Annotated in this window: 14 protein-coding genes; 8 read left to right on the top strand and 6 right to left on the bottom strand. The window is 72.4% G+C overall.

Translation table 11 applies throughout. From position 1 onward, the window contains the following. The first annotated feature begins 74 nt into the window (after positions 1-74). Positions 75-659: a rhodanese-like domain-containing protein gene (locus ACYQ8Q_RS36260; RefSeq protein ID WP_460070906.1), complete on the top strand. Its 585-nt coding sequence runs from the start codon at positions 75-77 to the stop codon at positions 657-659. 458 nt (positions 660-1,117) lie between these two features. Here ACYQ8Q_RS36260 and ACYQ8Q_RS36255 read toward each other — a convergent pair whose 3' ends face one another. The 4 genes from ACYQ8Q_RS36255 to ACYQ8Q_RS36240 all read right to left on the bottom strand — a co-directional run bounded on the left by ACYQ8Q_RS36255 (position 1,118) and on the right by ACYQ8Q_RS36240 (position 7,672). Next, on the bottom strand, positions 1,118-1,843 hold the full coding sequence (locus ACYQ8Q_RS36255; RefSeq protein ID WP_460070905.1) for a methyltransferase domain-containing protein: 726 nt from the start codon (positions 1,841-1,843) through the stop codon (positions 1,118-1,120). Between the two features lie 166 nt (positions 1,844-2,009). Then, positions 2,010-4,490 (bottom strand): ATP-binding SpoIIE family protein phosphatase, encoded by a 2,481-nt coding sequence (locus ACYQ8Q_RS36250; RefSeq protein ID WP_460070903.1) that lies wholly within the window; start codon positions 4,488-4,490, stop codon positions 2,010-2,012. A gap of 142 nt (positions 4,491-4,632) precedes the next feature. Continuing rightward, the gene (locus ACYQ8Q_RS36245; protein WP_460070901.1) at positions 4,633-7,077 is read right to left on the bottom strand and encodes an MFS transporter; all 2,445 of its coding nucleotides are present in this window, start codon (positions 7,075-7,077) and stop codon (positions 4,633-4,635) included. A gap of 151 nt (positions 7,078-7,228) precedes the next feature. Beyond that, positions 7,229-7,672, bottom strand: a complete 444-nt coding sequence (locus tag ACYQ8Q_RS36240) for an SRPBCC family protein (protein ID WP_460070899.1) — start codon at positions 7,670-7,672, stop codon at positions 7,229-7,231. Between the two features lie 210 nt (positions 7,673-7,882). Between ACYQ8Q_RS36240 and ACYQ8Q_RS36235 the strand changes: the two genes are divergently transcribed. Continuing rightward, complete coding sequence (locus ACYQ8Q_RS36235) at positions 7,883-8,935, top strand: Rv2578c family radical SAM protein (protein WP_460070898.1); 1,053 nt, start codon at positions 7,883-7,885, stop codon at positions 8,933-8,935. Between the two features lie 146 nt (positions 8,936-9,081). Then, entirely contained in the window at positions 9,082-10,656 is a 1,575-nt protein-coding gene (locus tag ACYQ8Q_RS36230; RefSeq protein ID WP_460070896.1) for an alpha/beta hydrolase, read from the top strand. A 139-nt stretch (positions 10,657-10,795) separates the two neighbouring features. Here the strand turns inward: ACYQ8Q_RS36230 and ACYQ8Q_RS36225 are convergent, their stop codons facing one another. Both ACYQ8Q_RS36225 and ACYQ8Q_RS36220 read right to left on the bottom strand, forming a co-directional pair. Further along, a complete protein-coding gene (locus ACYQ8Q_RS36225) occupies positions 10,796-11,944 on the bottom strand; it encodes a tryptophan dimethylallyltransferase family protein (protein ID WP_460070895.1) in 1,149 nt (382 codons plus the stop codon). Positions 11,945-12,107: 163 nt separating this feature from the next. Further along, positions 12,108-12,683, bottom strand: a complete 576-nt coding sequence (locus ACYQ8Q_RS36220; protein WP_460070892.1) for an adenylosuccinate lyase — start codon at positions 12,681-12,683, stop codon at positions 12,108-12,110. Between the two features lie 387 nt (positions 12,684-13,070). Between ACYQ8Q_RS36220 and ACYQ8Q_RS36215 the strand changes: the two genes are divergently transcribed. The 5 genes from ACYQ8Q_RS36215 (at position 13,071) to ACYQ8Q_RS36195 (ending at position 20,597) form a co-directional block, all read left to right on the top strand. Then, entirely contained in the window at positions 13,071-14,876 is a 1,806-nt protein-coding gene (locus ACYQ8Q_RS36215; protein WP_460070891.1) for a 3-hydroxyacyl-CoA dehydrogenase family protein, read from the top strand. Between the two features lie 169 nt (positions 14,877-15,045). Further along, positions 15,046-15,861: a TetR family transcriptional regulator gene (locus ACYQ8Q_RS36210; protein WP_460070889.1), complete on the top strand. Its 816-nt coding sequence runs from the start codon at positions 15,046-15,048 to the stop codon at positions 15,859-15,861. A 370-nt stretch (positions 15,862-16,231) separates the two neighbouring features. Continuing rightward, positions 16,232-17,575, top strand: coding sequence for a crotonyl-CoA carboxylase/reductase (ccrA, locus tag ACYQ8Q_RS36205; protein ID WP_460070887.1), 1,344 nt, complete (start codon positions 16,232-16,234; stop codon positions 17,573-17,575). Between the two features lie 17 nt (positions 17,576-17,592). Then, positions 17,593-19,641 carry a protein meaA gene (locus ACYQ8Q_RS36200; protein WP_460070886.1) on the top strand — a complete coding sequence of 683 codons (2,049 nt, stop codon included), beginning with the start codon at positions 17,593-17,595 and terminating at the stop codon, positions 19,639-19,641. Beyond that, entirely contained in the window at positions 19,638-20,597 is a 960-nt protein-coding gene (locus ACYQ8Q_RS36195) for an HpcH/HpaI aldolase/citrate lyase family protein (protein WP_460070885.1), read from the top strand. The genes ACYQ8Q_RS36200 and ACYQ8Q_RS36195 overlap by 4 nt, the downstream gene beginning before the upstream one ends.

Below are 20,597 nucleotides of genomic sequence, written 5' to 3'. Positions count from 1 at the left end.
TCCTCCATATCCCCACATACCCCCGCGGGTATCCTACCCGTGCGGGACAACACCCCACAGAAAGGTTCTGTTCCGTGAACGGTCCGCAGACCACCCCGGCCGCACTGGCCACCGCCGAGGCGGCCGCCCGGCTCGACGCGTTCACTGTCGTGGACGTCCGTACCCCGGGCGAGTACGCCTCGGGTCATCTGCCCGGCGCGCACAACGTGCCGCTGGACCGGCTCGGCGAGGCCTCGGCCGCGCTGACGGAGGCGGCACTCCGGCGCCCCCTGTTGATCGTGTGCGCCTCCGGGGCCCGGTCCTCGCGGGGCTGTGCCCGGCTCGCGGACCTCGGGGTCCCGGCGGCCACGCTGGAGGGCGGCACCGGGGCGTGGGCCGCGGCCGGGCACCGGCTGGAGCGGGCGGTCGGTGCCCGCACCCCGTGGCCGATGGACCGCCAGGTGCGGCTGGCCGCCGGTTCCCTGGTCGTCGCCGGATTCCTGGCGGGCCTCGCCTGGCCGCCGGCGCACTGGCTGTCGGGGCTGATCGGCGCCGGACTGGTGTTCTCCGGCGCGACCGACACCTGCGGCATGGCGGCCCTCCTCGCCCGCCTCCCCCACAACCGTCCGGGCCGGGACGCACTCCCCTTCGAGGAGACACTGACCCGGCTCACCGCCTGACCCGGTTCGACGGTCCAACGGTCCAGGGGCGAGGCGCCCGGCCTGACCGGCTCGCCCGCCGGCAGACGGGCAGGACGCACGCCTGACCGGCCCACCGGCCGGGCGGACAGCCCACGGCCTCGCCACCCGGGCGGGCGGGGCCGGGTGGTGTCGCCCCCCCCCGGCCCCGCCCGCCCGACCAACGAACCCACGCGGCACCAACACACCACCCGACCGAGACCCACATGGGCGAACCACCCCGCCCCGCCCGGTCGGCGAACCGACGCGGCAAGGACGAACCCCACCCCACCCGGCCGGAACCGCCGACGGCACACCGCCCTACCCCGCCCGACCGGAGAACCGGGACGGTACGAACGCGCCACCCGACCTAGGCCGGCAAGGACGAACCCCGCCCCGCCCCAGCCGGTCGGCGAACCGACGCGGCGGTCGGCCGGGACCGGTGAGGGCTCGTGTGGTGGTCAGGTCGGTCGGCCCGCCACCAGCCAGTTCGACGGTAGTTCGATCAGGGTGCCGTTCGGGGTGGACTCCGTGGTGGTGAGCGGGAGTTCGCCGCTCGCCAGGACGGTGAGGCCGGCCGCCTCGAGGTGGGCGGGCACGGCGGCGTCCGCGACCTCGCCGGGCGCTATGCCGTGGCGGAAGATCGGCGCGAGCTTCGGGGGCGGGCCGGCCGGCCCGTGGGCGAGGCCGCCGAGCACGGCGCCGGCGGCCTGGGACGGTTCGACGAGGAAGACCCGGCCCCGCTCGCCGAGGAGCGCGGCGATCCCGTCGGCGAGGGGCTGCCGGTCGGCGGGCTCGCACTGGTGCAGGACGCCCCTCATATAGACGTGGGCGTCGCCGAGTTCGGCGTGCAGGGCCTCGACGGCACCCCGTTCGGCGGCGTCCAGCAGCCGGTACCGCGCACGGCCCTCGGGGTCGGCCTGCCGGGCGTGGTCGAGGGCGGCGGCCGCCAGGTCGACGCCGAGGACCTGCGGGAAGCGGTCGGCGAGGAAGCGGGTCTGGGTGCCGTTGCCGCAGCCGAGGTCGATCAACGGCAGTACGGTGTCGGCGACGTACGGCTCGAACAGGGCGAGGTGGAGGGCCGCGGTCACCTTGGGGTCCGCGTCCCAGAACACCGCGCCGGTGTCATGAGGGGCCTCACGCCAGAAGCCCTCCCAGGCCTCCCGGTATCGCATCGTCACGCTCATCCCAACTCCCCAGGGTGCGGCGCCGATCCGTCATGAGTGACGGGCGAGTACGGTCTACCGCCCCCGGGTTGCCGCGACAAGCAGAACGCGCGGTTCCTTCACGCCTGGTGCGCGCCGCGTACGCCGTTGTGCGCCCCTTGTGTCGAAAGGGGTGGGCGCACGTTCTTCAGCGTCTCGGCAGCGTCAGTTCGAACCACACCGACTTGCCGGTGCCGGTGCGGCTGGTCCCCCACTCACGGGCCAGGGTGCTCACCACCCGCAGTCCCCGTCCGGCCTCGTCCTCGGGTCCGGCGCTCAGCAGGGTCGGCAGATCGTGGTGGTCGTCGTCCACCTCGCACAGCAGCGTCTCGCCGCGCACCAGCCGCAGGGCGACGGGCAGCCGGTGGGAGTGCCGTACGGCATTGGTGACCAGCTCGCCGACCATCAGCTCCGCGGGGTACGCCAGTTTCGCGAGCCCCCAGTCGTGGAGCTGTTCGCGGACGGCCGCGCGGGCCCGGGGGACCTCGGCCGGGTCGAGGCGGAAGCGCCATTCGGCGACGTCGTCGGGTTCGATGCCGTTCAGTCGGGCCATCAGCAGGGCCACGTCGTCCTTGCGGCCGCCGCGGCCCGCTTCCGAAAATGTCGCAGCCAGGGCGCGGATGATGGTGTCGCAGGCGTCGTCCATGGAGGCGGCCGGGTGGGCGGCGGACTCGCACAGGGCCGCCAGGCCCACGCCGATGTCCTCGCCGCGCACCTCCACCAGGCCGTCGGTGCACATCACGAGCCGGTCGCCGGGTTCCACGCGCAGGCGTACGGACTCGAAGGGCACTCCGCCGACGCCGATGGGCGCTCCGGTGGGCAGGGCGAGGAGTTCGCTGCGGCCGTCGACGGCCCGCACCAGCACCGGCGGGATGTGGCCGGCGTTGGCGAGGTGCAGTTCGCCCTCGATCGGGTCGTAGACGGCGTACAGGCAGGTGGCGAGGTAGGTGTCGCCGAGGCGCTGCGCCAGGTCGTCAAGGTTGCGCAGGAGTTGCGCGGGCGGCAGGTCGAGGGCGGCCATGGTCTGTACGGCGGTGCGCAACTGGCCCATCATGGCGGCCGAGTTGAGGCCGTGACCCATGACGTCGCCGACGACGAGGGCGGTGCGGGCGCCGGGGAGTTTCACGGAGTCGAACCAGTCGCCGCCGACCCGGCCGAGGAGGGTGCCGGGCAGATAGCGGGTGGCGATGTCGCAGCCCGCCATGCGCGGCGGGATGTGCGGCAGCATGCTGTCCTGGAGGGTCTCGGCGACGGACTCCTGGTAGGTGTACATGCGCGCGTTGTCGAGCACGAGGCCGGCGCGGGCGGCGAGTTCGGCGCCGGTGACGCGGTCCATGTCGTTGAACTCGGCGCGTGCGGGGTGGCGTAGCAGGACCATGAAGCCGAGGACGACGTTGCGGGCCTTGAGCGGGACGACGAGCATGGAGCGGCCGTTGATGAGGGGCCGGATGTCGCGCTTTTCGAACTGCGAGGCGATGGCGTGGCCCATCTGCTCGCTGATCCGCGGCACCAGGACGGGCTTGCCGGTGGTCATGCACTGGAAGAACGGGGTGTGCGCCGGGAAGGGCATGGCCTCGCCGACGGGGATGACGTCGTCCCAGCGGCCGGGTTCGTCGGTGTGCTCGACGGCGACCCGGTGCCACATGGTCGTGGTGTCCGGCACACCTTCCGCGAACCCCTCGCCGGCGACGACCTGTTCGCGCAGATAGGTGCCGGCGACATCGGTGAAGCGGGGGACGACGGCCCTGCAGACCTCGTTGATGGTGCGGGACAGGTCGAGGGAGGTGCCGATCCTTCCGCTGACCTCGTTGAGGAACTCCAGGCGCTCGCGGACGGCGGCGTACTCGAGGTCCTCGGCCTCGTCGGCGAGGTCCTGCGGCAGCGGCCGGCCCTCGGCGGCCGCGCGGACGGCGCGTTCGCGGCGGACCCTGCGTTCGGTGCGCCGGGTCACGCCCCAGTCGGGGGTGACGGGCACCCGGTCGTTCTGGCTGAACTCCAGGACGGGATAGCCGAGTTCGAGGATCTGGGCGACGATGCGGGCGCTCTCGCCGACGCTCATGCTGGGCAGGATGTCGGGGAGTCTGCGGGCGAGGTCCTCGGCGCCGGGGAAGTCGGTGTGCAGGGCGAAGCCGGGTGCGATGCGTTCGACGGCGTACGGGTCCGCGGGCTGCTCCTGGTGGAGTGCGCCCGCGTCGGCGGCGAGCACCAGGAGCCGTTCGCGGCCGGGGCCGACCAGCGGGTAGGCCCACCACAGGACGTCGGCGCGCTCGCGGTCCCGTCCGGGGACGGTGAGGCGGGCGCGTCCGGCGGCGGGGTAGCCCAGGCCCTGGTCGAGGGAGGAGTCCAGGCCCGGTCCCAGGCCGTCGTAGGCGCCGTACTCGCCGTAGGTGTCCTCGGGTTCGGGGAGGGCGCCGGAGACGGGGAGGAGATCGATGGCGGGCTCGCCGATCGCCTCCTCCTTGGCGACGCCGAAGAGCCGGCGTGCGCCGGTGCTCCAGTGGGAGACGAGGCCGTCGCGGTCGACGACGACCACGGCCAGGGGGACGCGCCCGGGATCGGCGGTGTCGTCCGCCGCCGCGCTGTTCGCTCCGCGGCTGGGAGGTGCGTCCCTCTCGGTGCCACGGTCCATGGCCCAGGCCCTCTCTCCCCAGAGCTGTGCAAGATCTGTCCGCAGCACCAACCGTACGGCGCGCGCAGGTCGGGATGTGCGGCAATTCTGTAATTGGTTTCACCGGAGCGCGCCGGGGTACGCCGCGGGGCTCACGCTCCGTTCAGTCCTCTCGGTCCGCGTGGGCGAGCCGCACGTCGTGTTCGGTGCGGGTGCCGCCGGCGACCTTCAGGACGGTGGCGACGGGCGGGTATCCGGTGGCGATGACGGTGTACTCGCCCGAGGCCAGGTCGACGAAGCGGAAGGTGCCGTCGGGGCCGGTGGTGAGGGTGTCGAGGACGGTGCCCGCCGCGCCGAGGAGGGTCACGCGCGCGTCCTCGACGGGCCGGCCGGTGCCGTCGCGGACGGTGCCGCGGACCACGGAGCCGCCCGCGAGTTCGATGTCCTGGCGGGTCTCCAGGGAGGCCGTGACGGTGACCGGGAGGGCGGACGGCCGGAAGGCGGGGGCGCTCGCGGCGAGGGTGTACGCGCCGGCGATCAGTCCGGTGACGGCGTAGTCGCCGGCGCGGTCGCTGCGGGTGCTCGCGACGACCTCGCCGTGGGCGTTGGCGAGGGTGACGACGGCGTCGGGGACGGGGCTGCCGTCGGCGGTGACGACGGTCCCGGTGAGGCGTCCGGCGCCGCCGAGGACGAGGTCGAGTGCGACGGGCCGCTCCGCGACCGTGACGGTGACGGCCTGGGGGCGGTGACCACCGGCGGCGGCGATCAGGACGTAGGCGCCGGGGCCGGGCGTGGACAGGGCGTAGCGGCCGTCCTCGCCGCCGGCGCCCCGGCCGACCTGGGCGCCGGTGGCGTCGATGAGGGTGAGGGCGGCGTGGGGTACGGCGGTGCCGTCGTGGTGGCGGACGGTGCCGGAGAGGGGGAGGCCGGCGGTGTACGGCGTGCGGGCCTGCGGGATGCGGGCGGTCACGGTCACGGGCTCCGTTTCGGCGGCGGGGCGGGCGGGCGCTGCGGTCGGGCGGGGGGTCCGGGTGCGGGGCGGGGAGGTCTCCTTGAGGAAGCAGGCGGTGAGCAGGGCGAGCAGCAGGACCGGGACGAGGAGGGGGAGGATCCCGGGCAGGGCGTCGGCGTAGGCGCCGGTCCAGGCGGCGCGCGGGGCCGGGGGCAGGGTGTGCACGAGGTCCGGGGTGAGGGAGCGCGGGTCGGGGAGGCCGGGGGCCGTGGGCGGACGGTCGGCGAGGGCGCCGGTGAGCCGGTGGGCGAGGAGGGCGCCGCACAGGGCGGCGCCGAGTGCGCCGCCGAGCCGGTACAGGCCGGTGTGGGCACCGGTGGCGGCGGCGAGGTCGGCGGGGCGGGCGGCGTTGCGCACGGCGGGCAGCAAAACGGGGGTCACGAGGCCGATGCCCGCGCCGAGGACGGCGGTCCACAGACCGTGCGTCAGCCGGGGCGTGCCGGGGTCGGGGCGGGACAGCAGCCAGGTGGCGAGGACGATGAGGGCGCTGCCGAGGACCGGGAAGGTCCGGTGGGGGCCGGTGCGCCGGACCAGCCGTCCGCACAGCAGGGAGGCGCCCGCGACGGCGCCGGTGAGCGGGAGCGTGCGGAGTCCGGCCTCGGTGGCGGAGGTGCCGTCGGCCAGTTGGAGATAGGCCGGCAGACAGCTCGCCGCGCCGGACAGGGCGGCGCCGGTGATCAGGCCGACCAGGCCGGTGACGGTGAAGACGGGGTCGCGCAGCAGCCGCAGCGGGATGAGCGGGTCGGTGGCGACGCCCTCGGCGAGGAGGAAGAGGAGGACGGCGGCGGCCGCCCCCGCGGCGAGGCCGACGACGACGGCGGAGTCCCCGGCGTGGCGGGTGCCGGCCAGGCCGGCCAGCAGCACCGCGCAGGTGGCGGCGGCGGTGAGCAGCAGGGTGCCGAGCACGTCGAGGCGCGGCCCGGACCGAGGCTCGGGCGGCTTCGGGGCGAGGCTGACGAGGGCCAGGGCGAGCAGCCCGGCGGGGATCGCGGCGGAGAAGCACCAGCGCCAGGAGAGCTGGTCGGTGAGGTGGCCGCCGAGGGGTGGTCCGGTGACCCAGGCCAGTCCGGACACGGCTCCGGCGAGTCCGGCGCGGCTGCCGCGCCGCCGGGGCGGGACGAGGTGGGTGAGGAGGTTCCGGACGCCGCTCAGGATGCCGCCGGCGCCGAGGCCCTGGAGGGCGCTGAAGGCGATCAGCTGGTCCATGGTCCGGGCGCGTCCGGCGAGCGCGGCGCCCGCGACGCAGATCAGGATCGCGCACTGGAGGGCGCCCTTGCGGCCGAAGCGGGCGCCCAGCAGGCCGTGCACGGGCAGCGCGACGGCGGCGGCGAGGAGGGAGGCGGTGACCGGCCAGGTCATCCGGTCCAGGGCGTGCAGGTCGCCGGCGATCGTCGGCAGGGCGACGACGACGGCCGGCTGCTCCACGGTGGCGAGGAACAGGGCGAGCAGCAGTCCGAGCAGGGCGGGGCGGGCCCGGCGGGGGCTCGGGGTCGTCCCGGTGCCGGGCGGCGAGGGCGGCGGGTCCGAGCGTTCGGGGCCTAACTGGGGCCGGGGTGCCGGAACCGGCTCGTGCCGTGCCCGTGTGGTCCCGCCCATGGGCCGCTCCCCTCGTCGCACCTGCCGCACGGTTCCCGCGTGAAGCGGCAACTCGGGGCAGGTGCGCGGGGTTACGGCGCCGTCCCGGTCGCGGGCGGAATCCACCCGAACCGGTGAGGGGGTGCAACGGGCGGCGGTCGCCCGGGGGTTGCTACTTCTCGACCTCGGTGGCGAGCTTGGCGAGGATCTCGTCGTAGATACGGGCGAGGCCCTTGGGCGCGAAGGTCCGCTCGAAGAAGCCGCCGATGCCGCCGGCGCCCTTCCAGGTGCTGGTGACGACCACGCGGGCCTTGCCCTCGCCGGCCGGGGTGACGCGCCAGACGGTGACCATGGAGGAGTTGCGGTCCTTCTCCACCAGTTCGCCGTCGGTGGGCTCGGTGACCTCCAGGAGGCAGTCGCGGACCCGCTTGCTGGTGGCCTGGAGCTTCCAGTGGACGAGGGTGCCCTCGCCGTCGCCGCCCTCGCGCACCTCGTACTCGCTGAAGTGGGCGGGCAGCAGGTTCGCGCGCGTGCCGCTGTAGTCGGCCAGCGTGTCGAACACCTTGTCGGGGTCCGCCGCGACGACCCGCTCGGTGGTGGCCTCGACCTGCGCCATGAAGTTCCTCCAGGTCCGTGTTGCTCAGGATTGCTCGGGGTTTCCCGGGAAGGGCAAGCCAACCACCCCGCTCCACGGCCGCCCAAATCGGGGTGGGGTAAACGATCACGGGGTGCGCGAAACGCCGAGGCAGACGCCCGTTCGCACGATCATGGGAACAGATGTTCTATTGTGGGTCCAGGTGCAGGGGAGTGCTACGGAGGAGGCGTCATGCGCTGGGAGAATCTCGCCCCGGAGTCCCGCCACGACCGTCCGGCCGACCCCGCGCTGTTCGGCGCGGACGCGGTCACGACCCGGACGTTCGACACGCCCGAGTTCGCCGGCATCACGTTCCACGAGGTGCGGGCCCGCACGGTCCTCAACCGGGTGCCGGGGGCCTCCCGGATGCCGTTCGAGTGGACGGTGAACCCCTATCGGGGCTGCACCCACGCGTGCGTGTACTGCTTCGCCCGCAAGACGCACAGCTATCTCGACCTGGACACCGGGATCGGCTTCGACACCCAGATCGTCGTCAAGGTGAACGCGCCCGAGGTGCTGCGCCGCCAGCTGGCCTCGCCGCGCTGGAACGGGGAGCACGTGGCGATGGGCACCAACGTCGACTGCTACCAGCGCGCGGAGGGCCGCTACCGGCTGATGCCGGGCATCCTGGCCGCCCTGCGCGACCGGGCGAACCCCTACTCGATCCTGACCAAGGGCACGCTGATCCTGCGCGACCTGGAGCTGCTGAAGCAGTCCGCCGCGGTGACCGACGTCGGCCTCTCCGTCTCGGTCGGCTTCACCGACACCGAGCTGTGGCGGACCGTGGAGCCGGGCACCCCGGCCCCCGAGCGGCGGCTGGACGTCGTACGGACCTTCACCGAGCACGGTCTGGGCGTCGGCGTGCTGATGGCGCCGGTGATCCCGTTCCTGTCCGACGAACCGGCGCAGCTGCGGGCCACCGTGCGGGCGGTCGCGGCGGCGGGGGCGACCTCCGTCACCCCGCTCGTGCTGCATCTGCGGCCCGGGGCGCGCGAGTGGTTCATGGCCTGGCTGGGTCAGCACCACCCGCACCTGGTGCGCCGCTACGAGCGGCTGTACGCCGACGGCGCGTACGCCCCCAAGTGGTACCAGCGCCGGATCACCCGCCAGGTGCACGAACTGGCCCAGGAGTACGGCATCGGGCCCGCGCCCGCGGGGATGCCGCGCCGGATCCGGCCGCCGGAGCAGGAGGAGCACGCGCCGGCCGAGGAGGTGTCCGCGCCGACCCAGCTCACCCTGATCTGAGCGCGTCCGGGCGCGTCACGCGCCCGAACGGGTCAAATCGCCCGGCAATACCTATCTCCGGACGATCTTTCCGGGACGATGCCGCGAGGGCCGTGAGCCACGCGGCCCGGCCGTCTTAAGGCCCCCCTCCGTCCTGGGAGGACTTCTTGAACACTCGCGCAGCCGTGCTGTGCGCCACCGCCGTCGTCCTGGCCGGGACCGTCACGGCCGTACCGGCCGGGGCGTCCCCGGCGCCCGCGGCCGCCGCCCGGGCGACGCAGCTCACCTGGAAGAAGTGCGCCACCGCCGACCAGCCGACGCTCCAGTGCGCGTCCCTGAAGGTGCCGCTCGACCACGACGACCCGGACGGGGAGCGGATCACCCTGGCGCTCTCCCGGGTCCCGCACACCGCGCAGACGTACCAGGGTCCGCTGCTGGTCAACCCCGGCGGGCCCGGTGGACGCGGGCTGTCCCTCGCCGGTTTCGTCGCCTCCGCGCTGCCGAAGGCGGTCGCGGCCCAGTACGACGTGATCGGCTTCGACCCGCGCGGGGTGGGAAAGAGCACGCCCGCGCTGGACTGCGCCCCCGGCCACTTCGCGCCCGTGCGCCCGGACTCCGTGCCGGCCGCCGAGGCGGTCGAGAAGGCCAACCTGGAGCGGGCGCGGTCCTTCGCCGAGGCGTGCGGCAGGAAGTACGCGCGCGTGCTGCCGTACATCGACACGATCAGCACCGTGCGCGACATGGACGCGATCCGCGCCGCCACCGGCGCGCCGAAGCTGAACTACTTCGGCTACTCGTACGGCACCTACCTCGGCGCGGTCTACGCCAAGCTGTACCCGCAGCGGGTGCGGCGCCTGGTCCTCGACTCGATCGTCGACCCCACGGGCGTCTGGTACGACGACAACCTCACCCAGGACCGCGCGTTCGACGACCGGCACCGCGCGCTGATGGCATGGATCGCCCGGTACGACGACACCTACCGGCTGGGCCGCGACCCGGACGAGGTCGAGCGGAAGTGGTACGCGATGCGGGCGGCGCTCGCCCGCAGGCCCGCCGGCGGCAAGGTGGGCGCCGCGGAGCTGGAGGACACCTTCCTGCCGGGCGGCTACTACAACGGCTACTGGCCGCACCTCGCCAACGCGTTCGCGGCGTACGTCAACGACAAGAAGGCCGACCCGCTGGTGCGGGCGTACGAGAACTTCGCCGCCGTGGACGCCTCCGGGGACAACGGGTACAGCGTCTACACCGCGGTGCAGTGCCGGGACGCCCACTGGCCGCACGACTGGGAGGAGTGGCGCTCGGACAACTGGGAGACGTACCGCAAGGCGCCGTTCATGGCCTGGAACAACGCCTGGTACAACGCGCCGTGCGCGTTCTGGCCGACCCGGTCGCGGGGCCCGGTGAACATCGCGGGCGGGGCTTTGCCGCCGGTCCTGCTGTTCCAGGCGACGAACGACGCGGCCACCCCGTACGAGGGCGGCACCATCGTCCACGCCCTGCTGCGCGGCTCCAGTCTCGTGGTCGAACAGGGCGGCGGGAACCACGGCATCACGCTGAGCGGGAACAGCTGCCTCGACCGGCACCTGGCGGCCTATCTGACCGACGGCACGGTCCCGCGCGGCATCGGCGCGGTCGACGCGACATGCCGGGCCCAGCCCGACCCCAGGCCGCCGACCGGCAAGGTCGCCTCACCGGCGGCGCACGGCTCGGTGCTGCACGGGCTGCTGGGCTTCCGCGGCTGACCGTTGCCGCGAGGACCCTGCCGCGAGAAGGGTTCCGCGAGGGCTCCGCGAGGTCGCCGTTGACCGCACGGAGCCGTTGCGCCGGTCCCGGAGGGGCCCCTGAAGGGCCGTCACCTCGCTCGGACGGGTCGCTCCGGGGTCAGACCGGGAGGCCGGCCTGGTGCTCGGCGTACGTGCCGAACCGCAGGTACAGGCCGATGTCCGCGGGCGTCCGCGGCGAGATCGTCCGGTAGCTGCACAGTTCCTGGAGCGCGCCGGTGACCCCCGGGCCGCCCGCCCCCAGTTCCCGCAGGATCTTGGCGAGCGGACGGGGGTCGACCCCCTCCAGGTCCATGAGCCGGGCGACACGCGCGGCCGCCTCCGCGTCGTCGTGGGTGTTGTCCGGCAGGCGCAGATAGAGGTTGGCCTCCTCGGGACCGGGGGTGCCCTCCCGGAACGCCAGGCAGGTCATCGGCTCGTTGCTCACGGTGCCGCTGTCCCGCCCGTAGATGACGGACCGCGCCCGGGCCGCCCGCTCGGGCTCGTAGCGGTGCGCCAGGGCCGCGACCGTGTCCAGTTCCTCCATCTCCATTGGAAGGTGCCGGTAGTAGACCTTGACCCGGGAGGTGTTCCCGGCGTCCAGGTCGAGGGCCATGAGCTCCAGTTCGTGCCCCTGCTTGGCGAGTTCCCTGCCGCGCTCGGCCACCGGCCGCCAGGCGTCGGCCAGGCCGAGCCGGTGCATGGCCTCGGCCATCACCTCGTACGCCCGGTCCAGGCCGTTCACCTGCGGGTTGAGGTAGACCTTGTAGTGCGGCCGGTGTCCCGGTCTCCAGGCCAGGGAGTGCCAGAGCGTGGCCCGGTAGCGCTCGGGGTCCGACGTGAGGAACAGGTCCTCGATGCCCAGGTACCGCGCGATGTCCGTCCTGGGGCTCCCGGCGAGCCGGCGCGTCAGGTCCCGGCCGGCCTCCTGGCAGCCGAGCGGGGTGCCGTCGGAGCCGAGCGACTCGAAGAGGATGCGGACCTCGGGCCGGCCGGCCTTCCAGCTGACGGAGAGTTCGGCGGGGAAGCCGTCCGCCGAGACGAACGAGGGCGGTTCGCAGCGCGTGCCGACGGGCCGCTCGCCCCAGGGGTGGAGCACCTCTCGCAGATCCCCGAGGACGGTCTCGGTCTGCCACGGGTCTATCTCCAGTCCCCGGCAGACCGCCGTCCACTTCTCCTCGAGGAACCGGCCGAACGTTTTTACCGGGTCTTGACGTAGGGCCAGGTCGGATATCTCGTCCATCTCGTCCGGGAGTTGCGCACTGGTCACTGTCTCTCACCCTCCGTAGCCGGACAGGTCCGGCCTTGTCCGCGGTCAGTTCGGCAGCAGCCCTGCGGGCACACCGAGCCGGATTTCGGCGGAAGGCGATCTTCCCCTCGAACGGGTATTCAAATCTCGAACTAATTGGCGATAAAACGCTGTTGACGGTAAGTCAGCGCTGTCGGGGGATCCGCGCCAGCGCGTGCACGGCCGCCTCCGCGAGCGCCGGATGGGCGAGGGCGTCGCTCAGAACGGGCCGGGCGCGGGCGTCGCCGAGCGCACCGAGACCCTCCACACAGGCGAGGGCCACGCGCCGGTAGGGGTCGTGGGGCGTCAGCCGCCGCCGGAGGGTGGTGATCAGCGCGGGCACCGACTCCGGCGCCCGCAGCTCCACCAGGAGGCGGACCGGGTGCAGGGCGTAGGCGACCCGCAGTTCGTTGGTGGCGAGGGCCGCCGCCGCACGGGCGGTCCGGGGATCGCCCAGCCGGGCCAGGGCGTGGGCGGCACCGGCACAGCGCGGCGGGTCACGGTGGTTGAGCAGCAGGACGAGCGCCTCGAAGGCGCGCCGGTCCCCGGCGAGGCCCAGCCGGAAGGCGGCGAGCTCCCGGGCCCACAGCGGCCGCCCCGGTTCGGTGAGCACCGCCGCCAGTTCGTCGGGGCCGGCGTCCGCCGCCAGCCGCTCGTACGCCGCCGTGCCGCCCGACTCCTGCCGTAAACGCTCCGTGAGCGCCCGCAACTCTTCGTCCATGAGGGCGAGCCTAGGCGGTGGACGGCGGAGCGAGTCAGCTCACATTTCGGGGGCTGGCGCGCTCGTTACCCGCCGGTTAAGCTCAGGAGAGCGAGTCACCCACTCGCATCCTCCTCGCGGCGGCCTGGTGACGCAGCCTCCGCGAAGGAAGTCGGTTCGGTACCACGTACCGCTGTACGACCCGGCCACGGGACAGGGCCGGTCGGATCTCCCGTTCGTCCGCAGGGCGTTGTGCGCGCCCCCGGCGACCGGCACCGGGCGTGTGCGCTCGTAGCCCGGCACCACCCGCAACCCTTTCCGCACCCGGTGCGCCCAGGCCTCGCAGAGGTTCTCCCGGCGCACCCGGGGGCGTTCCCAGTCGTCACCCTCTTCTTCTGGAGTCCCGCGATGGCCACTCCCCTCTCCGACACCTCTCTGTCCCCGCTCCGGACGATCGCCGTCGTCGGCCTCGGCACCATGGGCACCGGCATCGCCGAGGTCCTGGCCAAGGCCGGCCGTGAGGTGATCGGCATCGACATCAGCGAGGAGCGCACGGCCCGTTCGCTCGCCGTGCTGGAGTCCTCCACCGCCCGTGCCGTGCAGCGCGGCCGGCTCACCGAGCAGGAGCGCACGGGCGCCCTGGCCCGGATCCGCACCGCCACCGACCTGCGCGCGGCGGCCGACGCCGAGCTGGTGATCGAGGTGGCTCCGGAGTCGTACGAGATCAAGCAGCAGATCTTCCGCGAGCTGGACGGCATCGTCCGGCCGGAGACGATCCTCGCCACCGGTACCAACGCCCTGTCCGTGACCCGGCTCGCCGCCGAGTCGGCCCGTCCGGAGCGCGTGCTCGGTCTGCACTTCTTCAACCCGGCGCCCGCGATGAAGCTGGTCGAGGTGGTGTCCTCGGTGCTGACCGCGCCGGCCGCCGTCTCCGCCGTCACCAACCTCGCCCTGGACCTCGGCAAGGAGCCGGTCGCGGTCGGCGACCGCCCCGGATTCGTCGCGGACGGGCTGCTGTTCGGCTACCTCAACCAGGCCGCCGCGATGTACGAGGCGCGCTACGCCTCCCGTGAGGACATCGACGCCGCGATGCGGCTCGGCTGCGGGCTGCCGATGGGCCCGCTGGCGCTGCTCGACCTGATCGGCGTCGACACGGCCCGTACGGTCCTGGAGGCGATGTACGCCGAGTCGCGCGACCGGCTGCACGCGCCCGCCCCGATCCTCAAGCAGCTCAGCGAGGCCGGTCTGACGGGCCGTAAGGCGGGCCGCGGCTTCTACACCTACGAGGCGCCGGGCAGCGCGACCGTCGTCCCGGACGCGCTGACGCCCGCCACCGGCGGCTCCGGCGTCCCCGGCCGCGAGGTCCGCAGCGTCGGGGTGGCCGGTTCCGGCACGATGGCCTCCGGGATCGCCGAGGTGTTCGCCAAGGCGGGCTACGACGTCGTCCTGGCCGCCCGCAGCGAGGAGAAGGCGCAGACGGCGAAGGCCCGGATCGGCAAGAACCTGGCGCGCTCGGTCGACAAGGGCCGGATGACCGCCGAGGCCGCCGCGCAGACCCTGGAGCGGATCACCCCGGCCGGCTCCTACGACGCGTTCGCCGACGTCGACCTGGCCGTCGAGGCGGTCGCCGAGGACCTGGAGATCAAGCGGCAGCTGTTCGCGACCTTCGACAAGGTCTGCAAGCCGGGTGCCGTGCTGGCCACCACCACCTCCTCGCTGCCGGTCGTCGCCTGCGCCCGGGCCACCTCGCGCCCGCAGGACGTCATCGGGATGCACTTCTTCAACCCGGCGCCGGCCATGAAGCTGGTCGAGGTCGTCCGTACGGTGCTGACGGCCGAGGACGTCCACTCGACGGTTCACGAGGTGTGCGGACGGATCAAGAAGCACGCCGTGGACTGCGGGGACCGTGCGGGATTCATCGTGAACGCCCTGCTGTTCCCGTACCTCAACAACGCGATCAAGATGGTGCAGGAACACTATGCGTCTCTCGACGACATCGACGCCGCGATGAAGCTGGGCGGCGGTTACCCGATGGGTCCGTTCGAACTGCTGGACGTCGTCGGGCTGGACGTCTCCCTCGCGATCGAGAAGGTCCTGCACCGGGAGTTCCGCGACCCGGGCCTCGCCCCGGCCCCGCTCCTGGAGCACCTGGTGGCCGCGGGCTGCCTCGGCCGCAAGACGGGCCGGGGTTTCCGCGAATATGCCCGCCGCTGACGGCGTCGGCGACCGGCTCGAAGGCTCAGCCGACGGTGGGGCCTGGGGCGGACTGCTCGACCCCGGCGGGCCCCTGGCGCCGGCCGGGCCCGGTTCTCCCCCGCTCCCCGGGAGCGGGGGAAACCCCGGACCTGCGCAGAGAGCTGCGCACATGCAGTACGTTCGGGGCATGTCCCAGCCCGCCAGGTCCCCACGTACACCAGCCACGCCCGACGTTTCGGAGAGTGCCGCGGGCAGCCGCGCGGCCGCCCAGCGGCTCAGGATGCGCCGCGAACTGGCGGCCGCGGCCATGGAACTGTTCGCCACGAAGGGGTACGAGGCGACCACCGTCGACGAGATCGCGGCCGCGGCCGGCGTCGCCCGCCGCACCTTCTTCCGCCACTTCCGCTCCAAGGAAGAGGCGATCTTCCCCGACCACGACGACACCCTGATCCGCGCCGAGGCCGTCCTCAACGCGGCCCCGGCCCACGAGCACCCCCTCGACACCGTGTGCCGCGGCATCAAGGAGGTCATGAAGATGTACGCGGCGCGGCCGGAGATCTCGGTCGCCCGCTACAAGCTGACCCGTGAGGTGCCCACCCTGCGGGAGGCGGAGATCGCCTCGGTGGCCCGCTACGAGCGGCTGTTCACCCGCTACCTCCTCGGCCACTTCGACGAGCACGCGCACGACGACGACGCCAACGACGACCCGCTGCTGGCCGAGGTCGCCGCCTCCGCCGTGGTCACCGCCCACAACCACGTCCTGCGGCGCTGGCTGCGGGCGGGCGGCCAGGGCGACGTCGAGACCCAGCTCGACCACGCCTTCGCCATCGTCCGCCGGACCTTCGGCACCGGCATCGGCGCCGGACGCAGCGGCGGCGCGCCGGCCAGGCCGGCCCCCGCGGCCATCTCCGCGCAGGGCGAGGTGCTGGTGACGGTCGCCCGTACCGACGCCCCGCTCGACGAGGTCATGCGCGCCATCGAGCAGGCCCTCAAGGAGCGCTGACCGCGCTTTCGCCCTGTGATGACGGCCACCCGCCCGGGTGGCCGTTTTGGCATGTCAGGGCATCTTTTCAGGCGGATTTCAGACCCCGTTCGATCGATCATCGCTCATTTGTTACGTAAAGATTTCATCTGAGAGGAAGTTCTGGCACTCAGTGCCTTGCGAGGTGACACGCGGTGTCATACGTTGGAGGTGTCCGGGCGGCCGGCGTGCAGAGACCTTTCGTACGCCGGCTGTCCCCGCAGCTCATGGCCTGCGCGCCCGGACGCCTGCGTCACAGGCAACCTCCCGCGCCACAAAGCGCCGCCGAACAGCACCGAACCAACCCTCACAGCGCCCCTCCCTCAGGGCGCTCACCGCCGGAGGCAACACCGTGACCACTCAGGACATCCTGGACGCGATCCAGTCGCCGGACGTGACGCCGGCCGACTTCGCCGCCCTGCCGCTGCCCGAGTCGTACCGTGCGATCACCGTCCACAAGGACGAGACCGAGATGTTCGCCGGGCTCGAGACCCGCGACAAGGACCCGCGCAAGTCGATCCACCTCGACGAGGTTCCGCTGCCCGAGCTCGGCCCGGGCGAGGCCCTGGTGGCCGTCATGGCCTCCTCGGTCAACTACAACTCCGTGTGGACCTCGATCTTCGAGCCGCTGTCCACGTTCGGCTTCCTGGAGCGCTACGGCCGGCTCAGCGAGCTGACCAAGCGCCACGACCTGCCGTACCACATCATCGGCTCCGACCTCGCGGGCGTCGTCCTGCGCACCGGCCCCGGCGTCAACGCCTGGAAGCCGGGCGACGAGGTCGTCGCGCACTGTCTGTCCGTCGAGCTGGAGTCCTCCGACGGCCACAACGACACGATGCTCGACCCGGAGCAGCGCATCTGGGGCTTCGAGACCAACTTCGGCGGCCTCGCCGAGATCGCCCTGGTCAAGTCCAACCAGCTGATGCCCAAGCCGGGCCACCTCAGCTGGGAGGAGGCCGCCGCCCCCGGTCTGGTCAACTCCACCGCCTACCGGCAGCTGGTCTCCCGCAACGGCGCCGGCATGAAGCAGGGCGACAACGTCCTGATCTGGGGCGCGAGCGGCGGACTCGGCTCGTACGCCACCCAGTTCGCGCTGGCCGGCGGCGCCAACCCCATCTGTGTCGTCTCCTCGCCGCAGAAGGCGGACATCTGCCGTGCGATGGGCGCCGAGGCGATCATCGACCGCAACGCCGAGGGCTACAGGTTCTGGAAGGACGAGCAGACCCAGGACCCGAAGGAGTGGAAGCGCTTCGGCAAGCGCATCCGTGAACTCACCGGCGGCGAGGACATCGACATCGTCTTCGAGCACCCGGGCCGCGAGACCTTCGGCGCCTCCGTCTTCGTCACCCGCAAGGGCGGCACCATCACCACCTGCGCCTCGACCTCGGGCTACATGCACGAGTACGACAACCGCTACCTGTGGATGTCCCTGAAGCGGATCATCGGTTCGCACTTCGCCAACTACCGCGAGGCCTGGGAGGCCAACCGGCTCATCGCGAAGGGCAGGATCCACCCGACCCTGTCGAAGACCTACTCCCTGGAGGAGACCGGCCAGGCCGCGTACGACGTGCACCGCAACCTCCACCAGGGCAAGGTCGGCGTCCTGTGCCTCGCCCCCGGGGAAGGCCTCGGCGTGCGCGACGAGGAGATGCGCGCCCAGCACCTCGACGCCATCAACCGCTTCCGCAACATCTGAGACACCCGGGGTCATAGATGACTGAGCGTCAGCCCGCCGACGGCACGCGGGAGAAGGACCGGCCGTGGCTCATGCGCACGTACGCCGGCCACTCCACCGCCGAGGCGTCCAACGAGCTGTACCGGCGCAACCTCGCCAAGGGCCAGACGGGCCTGTCGGTGGCGTTCGACCTGCCGACCCAGACCGGCTACGACTCCGACCACGTCCTCGCCCGCGGCGAGGTCGGCCGGGTCGGCGTGCCGGTGGCCCATCTCGGTGACATGCGCCGGCTGTTCCAGGACATCCCCCTGGAGCAGATGAACACCTCGATGACGATCAACGCCACCGCCATGTGGCTGCTGGCGCTCTACCAGGTCGTCGCCGAGGAGCAGGGCGCGGACATCACCCGGCTCCAGGGCACGACCCAGAACGACATCGTCAAGGAGTACCTGTCCCGGGGCACGCACGTCTTCCCGCCGGGACCGAGCCTGCGCCTGACGACGGACATGATCGCGTACACGGTCTCCCACATCCCGAAGTGGAACCCGATCAACATCTGCAGCTACCACCTGCAGGAGGCGGGCGCCACGCCGGTCCAGGAGATCGCGTACGCGATGTCCACCGCGATCGCGGTGCTCGACGCCGTGCGCGACTCGGGACAGGTCCCCGCCGAGAAGTTCGGCGACGTCGTGGCCCGGATCTCCTTCTTCGTGAACGCGGGCGTCCGCTTCGTCGAGGAGATGTGCAAGATGCGGGCGTTCGGGCGGATCTGGGACCAGATCACACGGGAGCGGTACGGCATCGAGAACCCCAAGCAGCGCCGCTTCCGGTACGGCGTCCAGGTCAACTCGCTCGGGCTGACCGAGGCGCAGCCGGAGAACAACGTCCAGCGGATCGTGCTGGAGATGCTGGCCGTGACGCTGTCGAAGGACGCCCGCGCGCGTGCCGTGCAGCTGCCGGCCTGGAACGAGGCGCTGGGCCTGCCCCGGCCCTGGGACCAGCAGTGGTCGCTGCGGATCCAGCAGGTCCTCGCGCACGAGAGCGATCTGCTGGAGTACGAGGACCTCTTCGAGGGCTCGCACGTCGTCGAGGCGAAGGTCGCCAAGCTCGTCGAGGAGTCGCTCGCGGAGATCGGGCGGATCCAGGAGATGGGCGGCGCGATGGCCGCGGTGGAGTCCGGCTACCTGAAGTCGCAGCTGGTCTCCTCGCACGCCGAGCGCCGCGCTCGTATTGAGTCCGGTCAAGAGAAGATCGTCGGCGTCAACATCTTCAACACCACCGAGCCGAATCCCTTGACGGCCGATCTCGATACAGCCATCCAGACAGTCGATCCGGCTGTCGAGGCTCGTGTCGTCTCATCGCTGCGGACCTGGCGCGACACCCGCTACCAGCCGCCCTTCAACCACCCGCGGCCCTGCAAGGCGCTGGAGAAGCTGAAGGAGGCCGCCAAGGGCACCGACAACCTCATGGAGGCCACCCTGGAGTGCGCCCGCGCCGGGGTCACGACCGGTGAGTGGGCCGGGGCCCTGCGCGAGGTGTTCGGCGAGTTCCGGGCGCCGACCGGGGTCTCCTCGGCTCCGGTGGCGGTCCCCGCCGAGGAGGGCTCGGCCATGTCGGAGGTCCGCCGCAGGGTGGAGACGACCGCGCAGGACCTCGGCACGGGCAAGCTGCGCTTCCTGGTCGGCAAGCCGGGCCTGGACGGGCACTCCAACGGCGCCGAGCAGATCGCCGTGCGCGCCCGCGACGCCGGCTTCGAGGTGGTCTACCAGGGCATCCGGCTCACCCCGGAGCAGATCGTGGACGCGGCGCTGGCCGAGGACGTGCACGCGGTGGGCCTGTCGATCCTGTCCGGCTCGCACGCGCAACTCGTGCCGGACGTGCTGGAACGGCTCCGTGTGGCCGGTGCCACAGATATACCGGTGATCGCCGGTGGCATCATCCCGAATGGTGACGCCGAGCAGCTCAGGGCCGCCGGAGTGGCCGCCGTCTTCACCCCGAAGGACTTCGACATCACCGGGATCATCGGCCGCATCGTCGACGAGATCCGCAAAGCGAACAAGCTCGACCCCCTGGAGGTCCCCGCATGACCGTCAACCGTCTGCGTCCGCGCCGCTCGTGTCTCGCGGTCCCGGGCAGCAACCCCCGCTTCCTGGAGAAGGCGCAGGGCCTGGCGGCGGACCAGGTCTTCCTCGACCTGGAGGACGCGTGCGCCCCGCTCGCCAAGCCCGAGGCGCGGCACACCATCGTCAAGTTCCTCAACGAGGGCGACTGGACCGGCAAGACCCGGGTCGTGCGCGTCAACGACTGGACGACCGAGTGGACGTACCGTGACGTCGTCACGGTCGTCGAGGGCGCCGGCCCGAACCTCGACTGCATCATGCTGCCGAAGGTGCAGAACGCCCAGCAGATCGTCGCCCTGGACCTGCTGCTGACGCAGATCGAGAAGACCATGGGCTTCGAGGTCGGCAGGATCGGCATCGAGGCGCAGATCGAGAACGCCCAGGGCCTGAACAACGTCAACGAGATCGCGCAGGCATCCCCGCGCATCGAGACGATCATCTTCGGCCCGGCCGACTTCATGGCGTCGATCAACATGAAGTCGCTGGTCGTGGGTGAGCAGCCGCCCGGCTACCCGGCCGACGCCTACCACTACATCCTGATGAAGATCCTGATGGCCGCCCGCGCCAACGACCTCCAGGCGATCGACGGCCCCTACCTCCAGATCCGCAACGTCGACGGCTACCGCGAGGTCGCGCAGCGCGCCGCCGCGCTCGGCTTCGACGGCAAGTGGGTGCTGCACCCCGGCCAGGTCGAGGCGTCCAACGAGATCTTCTCGCCCTCCCAGGAGGACTACGACCACGCCGAGCTGATCCTGGACGCGTACGACTACTACACGTCCGAGGCGGGCGGGAAGAAGGGCTCGGCGATGCTCGGCGACGAGATGATCGACGAGGCCAGCCGCAAGATGGCGCTGGTCATCTCGGGCAAGGGCCGCGCGGCCGGCATGAAGCGCACGTCGGCGTTCGAGATCCCGGAGGCGTGA

It is taken from the genome of Streptomyces sp. YKOK-I1 (assembly GCF_054660435.1).
This window is presented reverse-complemented; position numbering and strand designations above follow the sequence as displayed.

Coding starts and splice junctions, on each gene's coding strand:
- ACYQ8Q_RS36245 (WP_460070901.1), bottom strand. CDS start 7,077: ATGGGCGGGACCACACGGGCACGGCACGAGCCGGTTCCGGCACCCCGG.
- ACYQ8Q_RS36215 (WP_460070891.1), top strand. CDS start 13,071: ATGGCCACTCCCCTCTCCGACACCTCTCTGTCCCCGCTCCGGACGATC.
- ACYQ8Q_RS36195 (WP_460070885.1), top strand. CDS start 19,638: ATGACCGTCAACCGTCTGCGTCCGCGCCGCTCGTGTCTCGCGGTCCCG.
- ACYQ8Q_RS36220 (WP_460070892.1), bottom strand. CDS start 12,683: ATGGACGAAGAGTTGCGGGCGCTCACGGAGCGTTTACGGCAGGAGTCG.
- ACYQ8Q_RS36235 (WP_460070898.1), top strand. CDS start 7,883: ATGCGCTGGGAGAATCTCGCCCCGGAGTCCCGCCACGACCGTCCGGCC.
- ACYQ8Q_RS36200 (WP_460070886.1), top strand. CDS start 17,593: ATGACTGAGCGTCAGCCCGCCGACGGCACGCGGGAGAAGGACCGGCCG.
- ACYQ8Q_RS36255 (WP_460070905.1), bottom strand. CDS start 1,843: ATGAGCGTGACGATGCGATACCGGGAGGCCTGGGAGGGCTTCTGGCGT.
- ACYQ8Q_RS36250 (WP_460070903.1), bottom strand. CDS start 4,490: ATGGACCGTGGCACCGAGAGGGACGCACCTCCCAGCCGCGGAGCGAAC.
- ACYQ8Q_RS36240 (WP_460070899.1), bottom strand. CDS start 7,672: ATGGCGCAGGTCGAGGCCACCACCGAGCGGGTCGTCGCGGCGGACCCC.
- ACYQ8Q_RS36210 (WP_460070889.1), top strand. CDS start 15,046: ATGTCCCAGCCCGCCAGGTCCCCACGTACACCAGCCACGCCCGACGTT.